Consider the following 18,497-nt stretch of genomic DNA (forward strand, 5'->3'; position numbering starts at 1 on the left):
CGGTGACCACGGTCACCGCCAATCTTATCGGTTAAGCTAAAAGTTGCGATTGAATGGTTTTTAGAACGCCATCCTGTTCATTATCCCAGGCCGTTACCTGATCGGCCAAGGCCTGAATCTTGGCTGGAGCATTTTGCATGGCAATCCCGGTTCCCGCGTAGGCCAACAGCGGCCCATCATTGGCACCATCACCAAAGGCCATAATTTCAGCGGCCTCAAGTTGCCACTCTTTAGCAAGCCACTGGACAGCTGGGAGCTTTCCAACATTGGCTGCGACTACGTCAACCACCCCATAACCACTGTCGTGAGCGCGCATTCGACCAGCCAGCAACTCATTGAGCGCCTCAACTGTTTGACCGGTCGCACCCGGCAGAACGGACACACTAATCTTCTTAATTTGGTCGGTCACCGTGGTTAAGTCATCAACCAACTGCAAATGATCATAGAACTTTTCAGCGGCCTCAATGAGGGGTTGCGGGGCCCCCTTCTCGGTGTAAGACCCATGTGCTCCGGTCAAAATGATATAGGCTTCCTGCAAACAATCGGCCTGGCGATCAACCGTCAGAAAATGGTTTAACGCTTCCGCGGACAGACTACCATCAAACAACAACCGGTCACGCCAATAAATTGAGGCGCCATTCTCAGCGATCACAGCCAGGTTGTCCGCCATCACATCCTTAAACAGCGACCGTAGATGGTCGTACTGATTGCCGGAGGATAGCACTACCCGGACACCATCCTGATCGAGTGCCGCTAGCGTGGTTTGAAACAATGACCGATTGAAACTCTGATCATTGTGTAATAAGGTGCCGTTCAGATCAACGGCGATTAATTTAATTGCCAAAATTTCACTCCTCAATTCTCTGTGTGGCCTTCATTATACGTGAGAAATGGCGATGACACACAAAAAAACTCCCAGAAGCCGCGGACTTCGTGAGAGTTTTTCGACTAATTACAAATTAGTTGTTGTTGCTTGCGTTGTTAACCGTAACGACCTGACGGCCATCGTAGAAACCGCAACTTGGGCAAACCATGTGTGACTTACGTAATTCACCACAGTTAGGGCAAGCAGTTAAATTAGGCGTGGTTAACTTGATGTGACCACGGCGCATAGCTTTTTTCGTCTTAGACGTTTTCCGTGCTGGTACAGCCAAAGAAAACACCTCCTTTAAATAAAATTATATCCACTAGTGAAAAAATTTTTAAGGCTTACAAAGGGATTATTGATCATCCTGATCAGGGAAGAAATCCTTTAACTTTGCAAGACGTGGATCAACTGGTTTATTTTCCTTCTCGACAGCGGCTAGGTCGGCTTCCGCAACAACTTGCCAGTCTTGGCCAGTTGGCATAGCAGCGCCCTTCCGTTCGTCTTCAGAAAGAATGTGCATCGGAATCTGTAACAGAATGTTATCCCCAACCGACTTATCAAAATCGATTACGTCATCGGTGATAACCATGACAACGTCAGTCTTCTCAAACCGTTGCGTTGCCGTTGGATCTGAAACATAGAATTCCGTCATTGTGAAATCTACGGGTAAGTGAACCGGTGTTAAGGAACGACTAGACGGAACGGTTAGGTCCGCCGTCACCGTTGCATCAACGACCACGTCGCCGCCAGACACAATGGAAACCATGCCTTTTGCGTGGACGGGACTTAAATCTAACACTTCATTACCATAACGTTCCATCAGATCCGCCTTCAAGTCCAGCGTTTCATCGAACATCATGGGTTCGCTTCGGTAATTCTTGCGGAGCTCGGTCATCGACCATTTCATCGCAATCCCTCCAATGCAACGAGATAAATTATACCTGTCTAAAATTATGATGTCAAGGTAAATTCCTTGATAGTCACTCAGAATCACTGGGTTTTACGGGAATCCGGCCATCATCCTGGGGAATTCCCGTCAGTAGCGTTCGCAACTGCCCAGCTCGTGTGTCTAAAGCGCCAACGCCCGTTTGCCAATCCCGGTTAGCCCGGCTGACCAACGGCAAACTGACCTGCTTTTTTATCGTGTGTAAATAACGCTGGCCACCAGTGGAGTAACCTAGAACCCGCAAATACTGCGGGCGCTGTAACATCTCGGCCGGATGAACCTGATTATAGAGATAACCGGCCTGACGTTGTAACCGCGTATAGGTGTACCGCTTGGTCTTAACGGTTCGCATAAAGGTGGCAAAGGTGGCACTGGCCACCGCGGATCGTTTCAGCCGATACTCGATTCCCTCCGTAATTTGATACATTTTTGCCAAATCGGTGGGCGCTGACGTCATCAACAAATAACGTAATTGGGGCCACAATTGTTCCCAATCCAGTAGCGGACCTTGTCTCAGAGTAGCCAGCGTCGTTGATGGGACGACTGGCACCACTTGAGCCCAGTCCCCGGCCAAAATTGCCTGACGAATCGCCGTCGCACTGGCGAATCTTTCCCCAGCCACGATCGTCGAGTCGTTATGGTTGCTGCCTTTTCGGGCCAAGGGAACTAATTGCAATGAACGACCCATGAGCCGGTTCGCCAAAGCATAGAAGAATCCCAAGATATCATTTCCGGTATTCAATGTAATCCCAGTTTGTTCTCGAAGATAGCCCTGAAAAAGCGACGCATAGGTTTGGTCGAAGCGCTTGAAGGTGGTCGGATCAGTCGGTAAATGGGCCATCAGGCGCTGATAGTCCATCCCCGGATGTTCGGTTCCGAATGCCAGCCACTGGCACCGTAGCGCCGTCAAGATGGCCACACCCCCCTGAGCAAACAGATGAGCCGGCTGCATCGCACTAGCCATCGGCAGTTCAACCACCAGGTCGGCCCCACCGGCGATCGCCGTCTGGGCCCGTTGCCACTTATCCAGCAGCGCCGGTTCACCGCGTTGTACCCAGTTGCCACTCATGGCGACCACCACGATATCGGCCCCAGTCTGTTGTTTGGCCTGCCGGATTTGATAGGCATGCCCATTATGAAACGGATTATACTCCGCAATAATTCCGACTGCCTGCAACCGCCTTACGCCTCCCGTTTAACTTCGAAGAACCACCGTGTCGTCTTATCGCTAATCTCTTCGTTACCAAAGTCTGCGCTGACCCGTTCAAGCGTCAAACCAGCAGCTTGTAACGCCCGTTGGTAATCGGCTAAAACATAGGTCCGTTCATGATGCAGTTCGGTCACCTTACGGTATTGGCCGGTCTGTTCATCCAAGGTAAAGAAGGCCAAGTCATGCTCGGCAGCATGATCATCATCCTCCGTCCCGTAGCTGGTCCAGACAAAGGCCCGTGTGTCATCCACGTAATTATACATATACCCGGGGTAAACCTCATCCGTTTGATAGGGCGTGATGACGTCGAATAGAAACTTACCGCCAATCGCCAGGTGATCGTGAACCTCACGAAAGGCCTGGGTCACTGCGTCTAGATCCGGTAAGTAACAGAACGAGTCGGCAAAACAGGTCACCGTCTGATATGACCCCAACACCGTCAGATCCAGCATGTCCCCCGCCATCAATGGCATCGTGACATCGGCATCTGTTGCGTGTTGTGCGGCCAACGCCAGCATCTCCTCGGAAAGATCCAACCCACTGACGTCGTAACCTCTTTTAGCTAACTGAACGCCTAAGCGACCACTCCCACAGGCCAAATCCAGTAAGGGCCCGCTGGTTGGGGCCACCCTTTGGGCGACAAAATCCAGCCATTGGTCATACATGGCTGGATCGAACAACTCGTCGTAAAGCTCAGCAAATGATTGATAAATCATGCTTCTACCCATTGGTGTAAATCAACTTCAGGAGCTGAGGACCACAGCTTTTCCAAGTTGTAGTGTGCGCGTTGTTCCTTTTGGAAAACGTGCACAATGACATCCCCCAGGTCGATTAAGATCCAGGTTGCGCCATCCTTACCTTCAACATCCTTGATATCAACACCGTTAACGGCCATTTGATCCGTAATTTCATCGGCAATCGCTTGAACTTGCCGATTCGAGCCAGCCTCCATGATGAGGAAATAATCCGCCATCAGGCTAACCTTGGTCATATCTAAAGCGATTAGATCTTCCGCCCGCTTACTATCCGCAGCCTTAACCGCGATTTCTAGAATTGCTTTGCTGTCCATGCATGTTCTCCTCTCAAATGCCAGGGTGCTGTGGCACCCAAGCGTTGTACGTCTCAATTGATTTCGGATAAACTGGTTTGTTCTTATCGACTAAATAAGCCAGTGTATGTTTTGCCTGAAAGGCCACCCCAGCCGCTAAGTCATGATGCGTGATACGTCGAGCCTCTTCAACGCCCGGAAAGTCCCGGGCCGGTTCAATATAGTCGGCCATATAGACAATCTGCTCCAACGGCGTCATGTAGACGGCCCCCGTCGTGTGATGACGAATGGCATTTAAAACATCCTCGTCCGTGATGCCCAGTTCGCGCTTAACTAATTCTGCCCCAACGACGCCATGCCAAATCGCATTACCATACTTCAGCAAGACCGGATTCAAGCAATAATAGTGAATCGCTTGGATAAAATCTTCATCCGGTCGTTGCTTGGCATAGTCATGAGTCAAGCCAGCGATACTGGCCTTTTCAACATCGACTTGGTTTTCACGCGCCAACTCAATCGCAGTTGCTTCCACACGTTGAACGTGTTTAAAACGCTTGGGCTTAAGTTGTTCTGCGATACGGTCCAACAAATCTTGGCGCGTTCCCGCAAAAATATTTTCTTTGTATTCGAGCTCAGTCACGATATAACAGATGCTCCTTTATATAAAGATCCACTAGCGTTGGAACTAGATAACGGATAGATTGTCCTCTACGGACCTGTTCTCTAACCATGGTAGAACTGATCCCAATTTGTGGCATATCGACCCAGAGAACCGGATACGGCGTCTCACGAGCATACCCCGCACGACATACACCAACAAACTGAACGAGTTTTTCAAGTTCTTCAATACGGTACCACTTTGGCAGGTAAGCCACCATATCACCACCGATGATGAAGTAGTACTGATTCTCGGGATGAGCCCGGGTCAACTGCACCATCGTGTCATACGTATAACTCCGCCCACCCCGTTCAACCTCAGCCAGTTCCAGCTTAAACAGCGGATTATCGGCAATGGCCGCCTTGACCATCGCCACTCGCTGTTCAGCCGGAATGGCTAGCTTGCGGTCCACGTGCGGTGGCTCGGCGTCTGGCATGAAGCGAACTTCATCCAAACCTAACTGTGTCGCGACCTGGTCTGCAATGACCAGGTGTCCTAGATGCGGCGGGTTAAAAGTGCCACCCAAGATCCCAACTCGACGTTTCTTAGCGGTAGCCGCCATTTCGGTGGCTACCAATGGGCTGGTCCGTTCTAAAATCTTAACCACGACTAACCGACCTCCTAGATGTTCTCAACAATCACTGAAATCTTTTGATTCTCTTCGTTAGTAGCTGGTCGATACAAGACCAATACCCGGCCAATGGTTTGGACAACTTGAATGTCCGTATTGTCCTCGATGTAGGCCTTGGTATCCATCACATCGACATCGGCACTCTGTTGTAAATTAATTTTGATTAATTCACGGTTTTCTAAGGCACCCGTCAACTGAGTCAACCAAGCCTCGGTTAGCCCATTTTTCCCTACGGAAAATAATGGCCGCATTGAATGAGCGTGTGCGCGTAAATAACGTTTCTGTTTCCCTCGTAACAAATTATCGTCCTCCATGTCTAGATCATTGCCCGTCGTACCAAGACACCCACACCTGCGGGTGCCCAGCCTGTCACGTGTGTTCCAGCCGGAACGGTAATCCAGCCCAAGCCTTCAAAGACCAAATCACTTTTCTCAGTGACCTTGAACTCATGGCTAACCAAGGCTGGAAAATCATCCTTGTCGGCCGCATGTGGTGGGGTTAACAGTTCCCCTAGTTGCCGAGCATAGAAGTCATCAGCATTTTCAAGCTTCGTCCGATGGATGTACAAATTATTTTCAAAGTACGCCGTGAACCCACTCTTAGGCCCCTTGGTGTAGTCAAACCGGGCAATCCCACCCAGGAACAACGTTTGATTGTCTTGAAGTTGGTAAACCTTGGGCTTGATTGGTTTTTGCGGCGTCACCAGCTTGAGGTCCTTCCCCGTCAGATAGTGTGCCATTTGGGCATTCTGAATAATCCCGGGCGTATCAACCAGTACATGGTCATCATCCAGAGGCAATTCAATCTTATCCAACGTGGTCCCCGGGAACCGGGACGTCGTGATCAAGTCCTTCACACCCGTATTTTGACGAACGATCTGGTTAATTAATGTCGATTTACCCACGTTGGTGACCCCAACAACATACACATCCCGGTTGCCCCGGTGCTTATCGATTAATTTCAACAAATCATCAACCGATTGGTTCGTTTTTGCACTTAACAATGCCACGTCGATCGGCCGCAAACCAGCTTCATTAGCCCGCTGCCGCAACCAATCCTTGAGTTTACTACGCTTCAATGAACGTGGCAAAATGTCTTCCTTGTTCCCAACCAACAGGATGGGGTTATCCCCAACGAACCGGTGGAGACCAGGAATCACACTCCCATTAAAATCAAAAATATCGACAACGTAAACAATCAACGCGTTAGCGTCACGAATCTGTGTTAACAGCCGTAAGAAATCATCGTCGGTTAAGCCCACGGGAACGATTTCGTTGTAATGCCGTAAACGGAAGCAACGTTGACAGTAGACCTCTTGGTTCTCGAGGCCCTTGTCCAACGCCGATTGCGGCGTGTAGCCTGGCGCCGTCTTGTCCGTTGTCTGAATCTCCGCCCCACAGCCAATGCAGTGTAGCGGTTCACCATCAATTAAAATGGGTTCAGTGTGTTGTTCGTTCATTAAGATCCTCCTGCCAAGTTAGTTCTGGATAACGACGTCGTAATTCCCACATAACCCCTTTTTCTAACAAGCGGTTACCCTTGGTAATCCAGGCGTCTGACTTTAAAATTGGTCGTACTAGAACGCTACGGATACGACTATGGTTAGCCGCCCAAATATCCGTTAACAATTGGTCGCCGACCATGACGACCTCTGATTTTTGAAGATGCCACCGCCGTAACGCCCGTTTCAGTCCCCAAGTCAGTGGCTTTAAAGCCCGATGAATATAAGGCAAATCAAATGGCGCGACGGCGCGATCAACACGTTTGCGACTATTATTTGATACCACAATGACCTGAATACCTGCTAATTCTAGCAAGGTCAGCCAGTGTCGTAACTCGGGAGTCCCATCCGGATTATTCCAGGCAATCAAGGTGTTATCCAAATCGGTCAACACCGCCTTGATACCATTTGCCTTTAGTTGCGCGGGTGTCAAATCATAGATATTGGTCACCATCCAGGTTGGTTTGAATCCAGAAACCATATGGGTGACTCCCCCCTTCGTTCTTTTGCCGTTACCGACATTTCTAGCTTTTAATTATACGCAATCTCAGTGTAATTTACCACTCTGGACGGTTGGGATTCCCTGTTTTTATCCGCCAGTACGGTTGGTACTAATAAAAAAGACTCCGCCTAAGCGAAGTCCCCTCATTAACTGAATTAAGCAGCCAATGCTTCCTTAGCCTGGTCAGCTAAGGCAGTGAATGCAGCAGCATCACTAACTGCTAAGTCTGCTAACATCTTCCGGTTAACATCGATGTTGGCTAACTTCAAACCGTGCATCAACTTGCTGTAGCTCAGACCATTCATCCGGGCTGCGGCGTTGATCCGGGCAATCCAAAGTTTCCGGAAGTTACGCTTAGTGGCTTTACGGTCACGGAAGGCGTATTGACGACCCTTCATGACTTGGTCCTTAGCAACCTTAAACAAACGGTGCTTTGAACCACGGTAACCCTTAGCTAACTTTAAAACCTTTTTACGACGTGCGCGTGTAACAGTACCGCCTTTAACTCGTGGCATAATCTTTTCCTCCTAAATCAATTCAAACATTATGTCGACATTTCGTCGACCCGAAAAATTAGTGACCGGCTTACTTTTGTAACAGAGAACGGTAAGTCTTCAAGGTCGTATCGTTCATCATCCGGGTACCACGAAGGTTCCGGCGTTGCTTCTTGGTCTTACCGTGGAAACGGTGAGACGTGTAAGCGTTGGCACTCTTGATACCGCCCTTAGCAGTTACTTTAAAACGCTTAGCTGCGGCGCGATTGGTCTTCATCTTTGGCATAATACGAAATATCCTCCTTAAATCGGTAGCTCAGCTACCACAATCAATTCTTACTTATTCTCAGTAATGGGTGAAAGCATGAGGAACATGCTCCGTCCATCCATCTTAGGCCGTTGTTCAACCGTAGCGACATCAGACGTTTCCTGAGCCATGCGGTTAAGCACTTCACGACCAATGTCTTTATGGGTGATTGCCCGGCCCTTAAAACGAATTGATACTCGAACTTTTTCACCTTTGGCTAAGAACTTCTTAGCGTTCTTAAGCTTGGTGTTAAAGTCATTAGTATCAATGGTTGGGCTAAGACGAACTTCCTTAACACTGATCACTTTTTGCTTCTTACGAGCTTCACGTTGCTTTTTCTGCAACTCGAAGCGATACTTCCCGTAGTCCATGATGCGGGCTACTGGAGGTTTTGCTTTCGGTGCAACCAAAACTAAATCGAGGCTGGCGTCTTCAGCAATCTGTAAAGCTTCACTCTTAGACTTAATGCCAAGTTGCTCACCGTCGCCGGCAATCAACCGAACCTCACGTGCGCGAATCCCCTCGTTGACAATCGTGTCGTTTGCTATGGTAATCCACCTCCAAAAAAATCTCGAGAACTGCAGAAATCTCATTCATAAAAAATGCGGGAACCTTTGATCAATAATCAAACGGCTCCCGCATGAAATCCAATCGAAAGATTGAACTAACGTGCATATCCAGCCCAGCAGCGTTAGCCACAGGGCGAGAAGCGGAAGCCTCTGCTTAATTTCTCAACTTAACCATCATACCAGCCTCGAAAGGCCATGTCAACGCCGGATTCTGAAAAGTTTCCGGGGCCAACGACTATCATGGCGTTCCATCATTAATTAAACCATCTTTGGCTTATGAACACAAGTAGCCCAACCATTTCTACTCAAAATGGTTGGGCTACTCTTATAGGAAGAAAGACCAAGCCGTCTCACTCCCCGGACATTTAGTTCAAACCGTCACGCTTTTACCAATTAGCGAACAAGATTAGTTTTCGCGACTGTAAGAGGCAATATCACTCAGAATTTCCTTAACGAAGGCATCGCTGCTCATTGATTCGCTGTCTTCTTCACCATACTTACGAACGGAGACGGATCCATTCTTCATTTCATCCTCACCAACAACCAAGGTGTATGGAATCTTGTGAGTTTGGGCATCTCGAATCAGGTAACCCATCTTTTCACCACGTTTGTCCACATCAACCCGTACATCGGCGGCCTTTAATTCGGCAGCTAACTTGTCGGCGTAAGCCCCATGCTTCTCTTCAGAAACAGGAATGATCGTGACTTGCTTAGGGGCTAACCAAGTTGGGAAGGCACCCTTGTAAATTTCGGTCAGGTAAGCGGTGAACCGTTCCATCGTTGAAACCAAACCACGGTGAATCATAACTGGACGATGTTCTTCACCATCGGCGCCCACGTAGTGCAGGTCAAACCGTTCTGGCAACATGAAGTCCAATTGGATAGTTGACAACGTTTCTTCATTCCCAAGGGCCGTCTTGGTTTGGACGTCCAACTTAGGACCGTAGAAGGCAGCTTCCCCTTCGGCTTCAACGTATGGTAAGCCAAGGTCATCCATGGCACCCTTTAACATCCTTTGCGCGTTGTTCCACATTTCATCGTCATCGAAATACTTTTCGGTATTCTTAGGATCCCGGTAACTCAAGCGGAACGTGTAATCCTTGATGTCGAAGTCATTGTAAACCTTAACCATCAGGTCCAAAATACTCTTGAATTCGTCTTGGATTTGTTCTGGGGCAACGAACGTGTGACCATCATTCAAGGTCATTTCACGAACACGTTGCAAACCACTTAAGGCACCAGACTTTTCGTAACGGTGCATCATCCCTAATTCAGCGATCCGCAATGGTAATTCACGGTAAGACCGGATGTGGTGGTTGTAAATTTGAATGTGACTTGGGCAGTTCATTGGGCGTAATTCAAGTTGTTCGCCATCACCCATGTCCATTGGTGGGAACATGTCATCACGATAGTGGGCCCAGTGACCCGATTGTTTGTACAGATCCAGGTTAGCTAAGACTGGGGTGTAAACGTGTTGGTAACCGTTATTAACTTCCTTGTCGATAATGTAACGTTCAATCGTACGACGAATGGTTGCCCCATTTGGCATCCAGTAAGGTAAGCCGGCACCGACCTTAGGGTCGACGAAGAACAGATCCAATTGGTTCCCGATAACCCGGTGATCACGTTCACGAGCTTCTTGACGCTTAGCCAAATCGGCATCCAAGTCGGCTTGCTTGTAGAAGGCCGTCCCATAAATCCGTTGTAGCATTGGGTTAGAGGACTTCCCTTGCCAGTAAGCACCAGCAACGGAGAGCAACTTGAACTTCTTAACATCACCGGTGTTAACTAATTGGGCACCATCGCTCAAGACTTGGTAGTCACCAATCTTCAGGAATGGAACGGCATCACCATCGATGGCATTAACTAATTCAGTGCTGAATGGGTCACCCTTAACAGCCGCTAAGGCGTCAGCCTTGCTCAATGAGATCCGGTCAATGGCTAACTTGTCGCTAACCAACTTTTCAACCACAACGGCCAAGGCATCGAGTTCGTCGACACTAACTTGTTGGTCGTCCTTGTCGGTGTCAACGAAGAAACCGTCGGCGTCGGCACTAACTTCCCCTAAGCGAATAGCTGGGAATTCCTTCTTCAGAGCAATCCGTAACAATGCGGCCACCGTGTTCCGCAGAACCGCCAAGCCATCATCACTGTCCTTAGTGACGATTTCGATACTACCATCGCCAGCCAGTGGTGCCAGGTAGTCGACTAATTTGCCGTCTAACTTAGCTGCAACGGCCTTTTTAGCCAAGCTAATTGAAATAGATTTAGCGACATCTTCTGCCGTCGTGTCTGCTGGAAAAGCCTTAACTTTGCCATCAGGGAACTTAATTGAAATATCTGCCATAATACAAGATCTCCCTCACTGAATTTCTGGGCTACCAACGAAAAAAGTCCCCAGTGTCATCTAGACACTGGGGACGTCAATAACGTGGTTCCACCCGATATTTATCACGAGACTATGCCCGTGAACTCAACTCGTTGATAACGGAACGAACCGGCCAAGAATTTCCTCTCGACAGCTAAGAAAGTGGTAATGTCGGTGGCTGCTAAGTCGGCTTCCAAGCTAGGCCAACTCTTCCTGTAAACAGACTCACTAACATTGTGTCTTTCGTCTAAGCTCTTACTAAGTTTCTACAGACTATTAAACACTTGCCGTAAACGGATGTCAAGGGTCAGGCCACCAAAAGATTAAAAAAAGATGAGAATTCGGCCAGAAATCAAGTCGTCACTCATCCAAAAAAATTCAATGCTTTATTGTGGCCGCCGATTGGCGCCAACCATCGTAATCTCTCGGGCCAGGAAGCGAATCCGTTGCATTAACCGTTGGGCCTTCAAGGGTTCATCGTCTCCACGCGTTGAGATCCGTAGATGCTCCGTCTCTAACTGTTCCATCGAGAAATTTGAACTGAAGAAAGTTGGTAACTCTTCCTGCATCCGATACTCCAGGATAACCCCCAATACGTCGTCGCGAACCCATGCGGACATGGCATCCGCACCAATATCGTCGATCATCAGGACTGGTGCGCGTTTCAAGGCATCGAGCTTCTCTGCCACCCCATTTTGAGCAATGGCATTCTTCATTTCCACCGCAAAGCTTGGGAAGTGAACCAACGTCGTGGAGAAGCCATCGGTCGCCAGTTGGTTGGCCACGGCCGCCAACAGATAGGTCTTGCCGACGCCAAAGCTCCCCGCCAAGTACAGCGCCTGATGTCGGCGTTGGGGACTGGCTTCGTAAGCGTCGATAAAGTCCAAAGCCGCCATCAAAGCTTCTGCCCGATCGGCATCGCGATCGAAATTGTCCAGCTGTGCCTCGCGAATACTCTTAGGCATTGCGATCGACTTGACCCGTTGTCGCAGTTGCTGTTGCGCCTGCTTCTCTTGGGTCGCCGCGGTTGGTACGTAGGCCACATCGATCAGATGATTGGCCACAATCAGTTGCGGTTCATAACCGGTCGCAAAGGTGGCGTTCCCCTTAGCCGCCTTCTCTCGTTCGGTGACATATTCGTACAGCTTGGCTGCCGAACGGGTCAGCACGTCTTCTGCCAACTCCGCCTGATGGTCATGATAAAAGGCCGTCACTTTAGGGTCCGCATAGACCTTAGCCATCAGTTGCCGATAGTTATCATTCAAGTGTCGTTGATTCATCAGGTCCCGCATGGTTTTACTTAAGTCTTCCATGAGTTAGTCCTCCTTTCCGGTGTTTGATCGCGCTTTTAATTTAGCAATTCGTTCGGCCAATTTGGCCTGCTGCTCGGCACTTAACTTCGGTGCCTGCTCAACCGGCTTCGTTCCCTTAGCCGGTGTGCTAGGTTTCTTGGCCCATTCGGGCAAGGTTTCCTTCACCGTTACCCCGCGCTTGGAAGACCGGCGGGGTTGCCGAGCGGTTCGCTGCCGTTCACGAATCTTATCGATGGCCGCCGCCGCCGAGTTCACGTTAGCCTTGGACCAATCATTCGCGATCGTGTCCAGCAGGTTTTTGTTCAGGGTCGGTCGATCTTCATCCACCAACACATGATAAATCATGAGATTCAGGACCACCGAAGGAAACAGCTGCCGACTAACCAGATCACGGATAATACGTTGCTCACCATCGGTCACAAACCCGCCATTCTTTTGCTTAATCGCTTGCAGAAAGACGGCCGGAGCCGTGGTACTGGCAACCTTTACCAAGGCCTGTTCTGCGCTATTGCCCTTAATGGTTGCATTGGTGGCGCTAGCCACCGGTGCCGGCTCGGCTGACACGGGGGTTGGTCGGCCAAAGCTTTTAGCAATCACCCGTTTAAACTGTTCGGCATCGAACTGGTTGGTCGCTAAGTCAACGGCCTCCCCGATGTAACGGGCCATGGTGACCTCGTCAATGCCATAGGTGGTGTGTTCGGTCATAATCAGTTGCCGTTGGCCTCTTAAGGCCTGAGTATCCACGAACGAGTGGGTCAAGATGTCGCCCAACAGTTTGAAGTCAAAGTCATCGGTCGCCGTCACTTCCGGCGCCGCCTTGGCGGCTGGCAACTGCTCACGACCAGTGGTAATCGCCGCTGGCAAATCGCTTAACTCCTGACCATCGACGTGAAAGACCTCGAGAAAATTCTTAGTGATGTCCTGTTCATCCTGAGCAATCACGGGTTGCGGGGTGCAAGTTGCCACTAACATCTGATAGAAGGTCTCGCCAACGGCCCCAAGTAGTTGAACACTCAGTAGATCATCCTTGAAGAATTCGACGGGTAATAGCGGCGCATGGAGTTCATAGACAAAGCTCGTCAAGCCATCGGTAGTCTTAACCATCGTCGTCAGGAGTCCGGCCGCTTCCAGCCGAGTTCTTGCAGCATACAAGTGTGCCAGGTCCATCCCCAATAGGGCCAATAAAGTAGCGTGGCGTTTGTAAGTTGACCGTTTAGGTAGCCAAAAAAGGGCCGAGAATAGCCCTGCGGCACTCGGTCCAATGACGGGCTGATAGAGCTGTGTCAGCGTTTGCCAACTCTCGTCAGTTAACCGGTCCGTCAACCGCACAACAAAACCCGTCTTCGGTTGTAATTGGTGCCAGGAATCCTCCATGACCTATTTCCCCTCGCTCTGGTGCTTGGCCTGCTGTGCCTTAGTCTTATCTTTATCTAGCATATCCTTTAACTCATTAAAGAAAACGCCGGTATCCTTGAATTGCTTGTAGACACTGGCAAACCGAATGTAGGCGATCTCGTCCACATCGGCCAGCCGGGTCATCACATATTCCCCAATCAATTGACTCGAGATTTCGTTGACCCCTAATGCCCGAATTTTATTTTCAACTTCATCGACCAGGTTGGTCATTTCATCCATACCCACCGGTCGCTTCTCTGCGGAACGAATAATTCCCCGCAAAATTTTTTCACGATTGAACTCTTCTCGCGTCCCGTTTTTCTTAATTACTAGTAACGGTGTTACTTCGACTCGCTCAAACGTCGTAAACCGAAAGCCGCAGCTTTCGCACTCCCGCCGCCGCCGAATAACTCGGCCATCGTCGGTCGGTCGACTATCGACGACCCGTGAGCCGTTATGATGACAGTGCGGACACTGCATTTTTGGTCACCTCATTTTAATGGGTTCCGTTGCCCCAAATTAGTCATGTCAAGCCATTTTACCACTTGTGCCCGGGTTTCGGCAATTGTCCCCCCATTGTCAATGACCAGCGTGGCCAGAGCGGTCTTACGCTCAATCGGCCACTGACTGTTAATTCGCCGCTGTGCATCTCCCGCAGACAATTGATCACGCCGTCGCAACCGGTGCAACTGCTCAGCGGCCGTTGTTGCCACCACCGCCACGTGATCGACCAGCGTGACTAGATACCCCACCTCATAAAGAGTCGGGGCATCAATCACGACCAATGGTTGCCGGTCCTGCCGATATTGTGCCAACTGGCGAATAATTTCCGCCTTGATTAATGGCGTAGTAATGGCCTCCAACTGTTTCAGCGCCGTGGGGTCTTTGAAGACGGACTGCCCAAGCAGGCGCCGGTTGAGTGCGGTTCCTTGCAGGTATTTGGTGCCAAAAGTTGTGATCACTGATTTCAGACCGGGAGTCCCTGGCGCCAAAATCTCGTGAGCAATGGCATCCGCATCAATGACGGGGATCCACGCTTCCTTTAGCCAACCGCTAACGGTCGACTTACCGGTGGCAATGCCGCCGGTTAATCCCCAAACTTCAGTCATTGCCAAGTGCCTCGATGGCCGCTGCCGGTAACGGCTGACACTTGGGACAGAAGTGAGTCCCCCGTTGCGCCACCTTGATTTTCTCGATGATCGTTCCACAACGCTCGCAGGGTTCCCCCTCGCGACCGTAAACGTGCAGGTGATTCTGGAATTGACCAGCCTCTCCAAACGCCGTCGAGAACGAATGCACCGTGGTGCCATGGCCATGAATAGCCATTTTAATCTCTTCGATGATATTTTTCCGTAATGTTATCAACTGCTCACGGCTCAGATCGTCGGCCGGCGTTAAGGGATTAATCTTCGACAACCATAGGACCTCATCAACATAAATATTGCCCAGACCCGCTATCTTAGTTTGATCCAACAGAAAAGGCTTGACCACTTTATGCGATTTACCAAAAATCGTGACCATGTAATCCAGGGTTAAGGTGTCCTCGGTTGGTTCTGGTCCTAGTTTTCCCAACGACGGCATCAACCGATCCTCCTCACCAGTTGGCACCAACTGCATTCGCCCAAACTTACGGGTATCGGTGTACCGTAACTCACGATCATCGGTCAGATGAAAAATCACGTGAGTATGTTTCGTGACCGGGCTGCCTTCCGGTTGCACGTCGTATTTGCCTTCCATCCGTAAGTGCGAAACCATCGTAACGCCACCGCTGAACCGGAATAGTAAATACTTCCCCCGCCGATCAATCGCATCAATGTGACGGCCAATCAACTCCGCCGTAAACTCATCGCTATCAGGAGTGACCATCTTGGGGTAACGAACCTCCACATGATCAATCGTAGCGTCCTTAACCAGGCGGGTTAGGCCCCGCCGGACCGTTTCAACTTCGGGTAATTCTGGCATATTCACCGACTCCTTTTGCTTCTACTTGGCCTCATACCAGGTCGGCCCATAGTGACTTTCAACCTTAAGCGGGATCTCCAAATCGATAGCGGAATCCATCACGCTTGGCACCAATTTGGCCAACGTTTCGATCTCCTCTGCCGGCGCTTCGAAGATCAACTCATCATGCACCTGCAAGAGCATGGTGGCTTGCAAATCCTTCAAAGCATCCTCCATGTGAATCATGGCAATCTTGATAATATCCGCCGCGCTACCCTGGATCGGCGTATTCATCGCCGTCCGTTCGGCAAATGACCGTTGATTAAAGTTCCGGGAGTTAATGTCCGGTAAATACCGCCGTCGGTGAGCAATGGTCTCGACATACCCCAACTCATGGGCTTGTTGCACCATGCGATCCGTATAGGCCTTAACCCCTGGATATTCTTCAAAGTAGGTGTCGATAAAGTTCTTGGCCTGCTTACGAGAAATACCGATATTTTGTGAGAGGCCAAAGTCACTGATTCCATAAACAATTCCGAAGTTAACAGCCTTCGCCTGACGCCGAATGTTGGGCGTAACCTCTTCATCCGGTCCCATCTTGAAGATTCGCCGGGCGGTCGCCGCGTGAATGTCTTCACCCTCACGGAACGCCTCCTGCATATTGGCGTCATGACTCATATGGGCCAGCACCCGCAGTTCAATTTGTGAATAGTCAGAGGAGAAGATTTGCCAACCCGGGTGTCGTGGCACGAAGGCCTTACGAATCGCCCGCCCCTCTTCCGTCCGGACAGGGATGTTTTGCAGGTTAGGATCAACCGAGGATAATCGTCCCGTCTGCGTTAACGTTTGCAGGTAACGCGTGTGAACCTTATGGTCATCGGGATGAATCACCTTCAGCAAGCCCTCAACATACGTTGATTGAATCTTGGCAATCTTACGGTAGGTCAGAATATTCTTGGCAATGGGCGCATCTGCCGCGAGCTTCTCCAACACGCCAACCGCTGTGGAGTATCCCGTCTTAGTCTTCTTAATCACCGGCAAACCCATCTTCTCAAATAAAATATGCCCTAATTGCTTCGGCGATCCGATGTTAAATTCTTCCCCCGCCTCTTGATAAATGGTCTGCTCAATCTCAGCCAATTGTTCGGTAAACTTACTGCCCATGGCCTCTAACTCACTCGCCTGGACCGTAATCCCAGCGATTTCCATGCGAGCCAAAACGAAAGCCATTGGTAGTTCAATCTCATGATAAAGCTGGGTTTGCTCGTGTTCTTTGAGACCGTCGAAAATCGTTGTTCGCAGACTTTCCAGGGCCCGCGCCTTACGCGCCAGATGCTTGAAAAAGACCCCATCATCGTCCGGGATGGCTTCTTTCGCACCCTTTCCATAAACATCTTCATCGGTAGCCACCTGGTCATAACCATGTTCCATGGCCACTCGACCCAAGTCGTTGCTGTTATCATAAGTATTTAATAAATAAGATCCCAGCAATAGGTCGCAATCTACCCCCGCTAAAGTAATGCCTAAGCGATGTAAGGCCACATACGTCCGCTTGGCGTCAAAGACCTGTTTGGCGACTGTAGGCGACTCCAGAAGCCCTTTAAGTGGTGCCTGAGTCAATAGCGTCACGTCTCGACTGACCCACCACTGGTCGGCATGGCCAATCACGAATCCCGCCATGTCAGCCAGGTGATAATTGTCACCTAACATCTCAAGATGGAACTCACAGCCATTTGCAAAGGTCGGCAGCTGACTTAAACTAGCCGTCGTCAGTTCGTGGTAACTAATAGCCTTCAGGCCTGGTGTGGCGGTTGGTGTCTCACCATCAACGCTCATCTTGCTGAGAAACGTCCGGAAATTCATTTGTTGGTAGAAAGCCACCAGATCATCGGTCTGATCACCCGCGTAGGTTAACTCGTCGAGTGTCTTCTCTACCGGTGCATCCCGCTTGATTGTCGCCAATTGCTTGGCTAACAGTGCCTGATCGTGATCTGCCACCAAGTGTTCCTTAAGCTTCTTGGCCGTGATGTCATCGATATGGTCATAAATGCCCTCGATACTGCCATACTTGCCCACCAGATCAACGGCGCGTTTGGGCCCAACGCCGGTAACCCCCGGATAGTTGTCGGAATTATCGCCTTGCAGCCCTTTAATATCAATAATCTGCCGCGGAGTCACACCCATCTTCTCCTCCACGTAAGCCGGGGTATAGTGCTCGATGTCGCTAACCCCTTTTTTCGAGATGGAGACCGTCGTATGGTCGTCCGCCAGCTGAGTCAGGTCCCGGTCACCGGTCACAATCGTGGTGGTAAAACCGGCTTCCTCTGCCTGCTTGGCTAACGTGCCAATGATGTCGTCCGCTTCGTAGTTAGGCAGTTCGTAGGTCTGAATGCCGCGTGCCGCCAGTAATTTTTTTACATAAGGAAATTGTTCGGCGAGTTCCGGAGCCGTCTTCGCCCGGCCCCCCTTATAGTCATCATACATTTTCGTCCGAAAGGTGGTCTTCCCGGCATCAAAAGCAACCAGTGCATGGGTTGGTTTAACCGTGTTTAACATCGTTTCCAACATCGTGTTGAAACCATAAACCGCGTTGGTATGCAATCCATCACTGTTGGTGAATTTACCTAAGGCGGTGTAAAGTGCGAAAAAGGCCTTAAAGGTGACACTATTCCCGTCAATTAATAATAATCGTTTCTCCGCCATGTTCCGCTCCTTTCGAGTCACAGTTGTACTGGGCTCGAGTATT

The 18,497-nt window shown here is 49.9% G+C and carries 21 protein-coding genes; all 21 read right to left on the reverse strand.

Translation table 11 applies throughout. The features are described 5' to 3' along the window. Positions 1-31: 31 nt before the first annotated feature. The 21 genes from LSE01S_RS07695 to polA all read right to left on the reverse strand — a co-directional run bounded on the left by LSE01S_RS07695 (position 32) and on the right by polA (position 18,454). Positions 32-844, reverse strand: a complete 813-nt coding sequence (locus LSE01S_RS07695; protein WP_061777057.1) for a Cof-type HAD-IIB family hydrolase — start codon at positions 842-844, stop codon at positions 32-34. A gap of 115 nt (positions 845-959) precedes the next feature. Continuing rightward, the gene (rpmF, locus tag LSE01S_RS10815; RefSeq protein WP_082622372.1) at positions 960-1,154 is read right to left on the reverse strand and encodes a 50S ribosomal protein L32; all 195 of its coding nucleotides are present in this window, start codon (positions 1,152-1,154) and stop codon (positions 960-962) included. Positions 1,155-1,220: 66 nt separating this feature from the next. Beyond that, positions 1,221-1,775 carry a YceD family protein gene (locus LSE01S_RS07700; RefSeq protein WP_061777058.1) on the reverse strand — a complete coding sequence of 185 codons (555 nt, stop codon included), beginning with the start codon at positions 1,773-1,775 and terminating at the stop codon, positions 1,221-1,223. Positions 1,776-1,848: 73 nt separating this feature from the next. Beyond that, positions 1,849-2,991: a nucleotidyltransferase gene (locus tag LSE01S_RS07705; protein WP_061777059.1), complete on the reverse strand. Its 1,143-nt coding sequence runs from the start codon at positions 2,989-2,991 to the stop codon at positions 1,849-1,851. A gap of 5 nt (positions 2,992-2,996) precedes the next feature. Then, a complete protein-coding gene (locus tag LSE01S_RS07710) occupies positions 2,997-3,740 on the reverse strand; it encodes a class I SAM-dependent DNA methyltransferase (protein ID WP_061777060.1) in 744 nt (247 codons plus the stop codon). After that, positions 3,737-4,093, reverse strand: a complete 357-nt coding sequence (rsfS, locus tag LSE01S_RS07715) for a ribosome silencing factor (RefSeq protein WP_061777061.1) — start codon at positions 4,091-4,093, stop codon at positions 3,737-3,739. Before rsfS ends, LSE01S_RS07710 begins: the two co-directional genes overlap by 4 nt. A gap of 13 nt (positions 4,094-4,106) precedes the next feature. Next, the gene (yqeK, locus tag LSE01S_RS07720) at positions 4,107-4,715 is read right to left on the reverse strand and encodes a bis(5'-nucleosyl)-tetraphosphatase (symmetrical) YqeK (RefSeq protein WP_420843298.1); all 609 of its coding nucleotides are present in this window, start codon (positions 4,713-4,715) and stop codon (positions 4,107-4,109) included. Next, complete coding sequence (locus LSE01S_RS07725) at positions 4,705-5,337, reverse strand: nicotinate-nucleotide adenylyltransferase (RefSeq protein WP_061777063.1); 633 nt, start codon at positions 5,335-5,337, stop codon at positions 4,705-4,707. The genes yqeK and LSE01S_RS07725 overlap by 11 nt, the downstream gene beginning before the upstream one ends. A 14-nt stretch (positions 5,338-5,351) precedes the next feature. Further along, positions 5,352-5,675, reverse strand: a complete 324-nt coding sequence (gene yhbY, locus LSE01S_RS07730; protein WP_061777064.1) for a ribosome assembly RNA-binding protein YhbY — start codon at positions 5,673-5,675, stop codon at positions 5,352-5,354. A 2-nt stretch (positions 5,676-5,677) separates the two neighbouring features. Next, positions 5,678-6,820 carry a ribosome biogenesis GTPase YqeH gene (yqeH, locus tag LSE01S_RS07735; RefSeq protein WP_061777065.1) on the reverse strand — a complete coding sequence of 381 codons (1,143 nt, stop codon included), beginning with the start codon at positions 6,818-6,820 and terminating at the stop codon, positions 5,678-5,680. Further along, positions 6,801-7,343 (reverse strand): YqeG family HAD IIIA-type phosphatase, encoded by a 543-nt coding sequence (locus tag LSE01S_RS07740; protein ID WP_061777066.1) that lies wholly within the window; start codon positions 7,341-7,343, stop codon positions 6,801-6,803. Before LSE01S_RS07740 ends, yqeH begins: the two co-directional genes overlap by 20 nt. A gap of 176 nt (positions 7,344-7,519) precedes the next feature. Next, the gene (rplT, locus tag LSE01S_RS07745) at positions 7,520-7,879 is read right to left on the reverse strand and encodes a 50S ribosomal protein L20 (RefSeq protein WP_061777067.1); all 360 of its coding nucleotides are present in this window, start codon (positions 7,877-7,879) and stop codon (positions 7,520-7,522) included. Positions 7,880-7,949: 70 nt separating this feature from the next. Further along, the gene (gene rpmI / locus LSE01S_RS07750) at positions 7,950-8,144 is read right to left on the reverse strand and encodes a 50S ribosomal protein L35 (RefSeq protein WP_061777068.1); all 195 of its coding nucleotides are present in this window, start codon (positions 8,142-8,144) and stop codon (positions 7,950-7,952) included. Between the two features lie 50 nt (positions 8,145-8,194). Then, positions 8,195-8,758, reverse strand: coding sequence for a translation initiation factor IF-3 (infC, locus tag LSE01S_RS07755; RefSeq protein ID WP_082622373.1), 564 nt, complete (start codon positions 8,756-8,758; stop codon positions 8,195-8,197). Positions 8,759-9,140: 382 nt separating this feature from the next. Continuing rightward, complete coding sequence (gene thrS, locus LSE01S_RS07760; RefSeq protein ID WP_061777069.1) at positions 9,141-11,081, reverse strand: threonine--tRNA ligase; 1,941 nt, start codon at positions 11,079-11,081, stop codon at positions 9,141-9,143. A gap of 407 nt (positions 11,082-11,488) precedes the next feature. After that, on the reverse strand, positions 11,489-12,415 hold the full coding sequence (gene dnaI / locus LSE01S_RS07765; protein ID WP_061777070.1) for a primosomal protein DnaI: 927 nt from the start codon (positions 12,413-12,415) through the stop codon (positions 11,489-11,491). Positions 12,416-12,418: 3 nt separating this feature from the next. Beyond that, positions 12,419-13,789 (reverse strand): replication initiation and membrane attachment family protein, encoded by a 1,371-nt coding sequence (locus LSE01S_RS07770; RefSeq protein WP_061777071.1) that lies wholly within the window; start codon positions 13,787-13,789, stop codon positions 12,419-12,421. A gap of 3 nt (positions 13,790-13,792) precedes the next feature. After that, complete coding sequence (gene nrdR, locus LSE01S_RS07775; protein ID WP_061777072.1) at positions 13,793-14,290, reverse strand: transcriptional regulator NrdR; 498 nt, start codon at positions 14,288-14,290, stop codon at positions 13,793-13,795. Positions 14,291-14,301: 11 nt separating this feature from the next. Further along, positions 14,302-14,919: a dephospho-CoA kinase gene (coaE, locus tag LSE01S_RS07780; protein WP_061777073.1), complete on the reverse strand. Its 618-nt coding sequence runs from the start codon at positions 14,917-14,919 to the stop codon at positions 14,302-14,304. Further along, positions 14,912-15,772 carry a bifunctional DNA-formamidopyrimidine glycosylase/DNA-(apurinic or apyrimidinic site) lyase gene (gene mutM, locus LSE01S_RS07785; protein WP_061777074.1) on the reverse strand — a complete coding sequence of 287 codons (861 nt, stop codon included), beginning with the start codon at positions 15,770-15,772 and terminating at the stop codon, positions 14,912-14,914. Before mutM ends, coaE begins: the two co-directional genes overlap by 8 nt. Positions 15,773-15,793: 21 nt before the next feature. Next, positions 15,794-18,454: a DNA polymerase I gene (polA, locus tag LSE01S_RS07790; RefSeq protein WP_061777075.1), complete on the reverse strand. Its 2,661-nt coding sequence runs from the start codon at positions 18,452-18,454 to the stop codon at positions 15,794-15,796. Positions 18,455-18,497 lie beyond the last annotated feature (43 nt).

Origin of the sequence: Levilactobacillus senmaizukei DSM 21775 = NBRC 103853, from assembly GCF_001592085.1 — a bacterium.
GTDB classification, from domain to species: Bacteria; Bacillota; Bacilli; order Lactobacillales; family Lactobacillaceae; genus Levilactobacillus; species Levilactobacillus senmaizukei.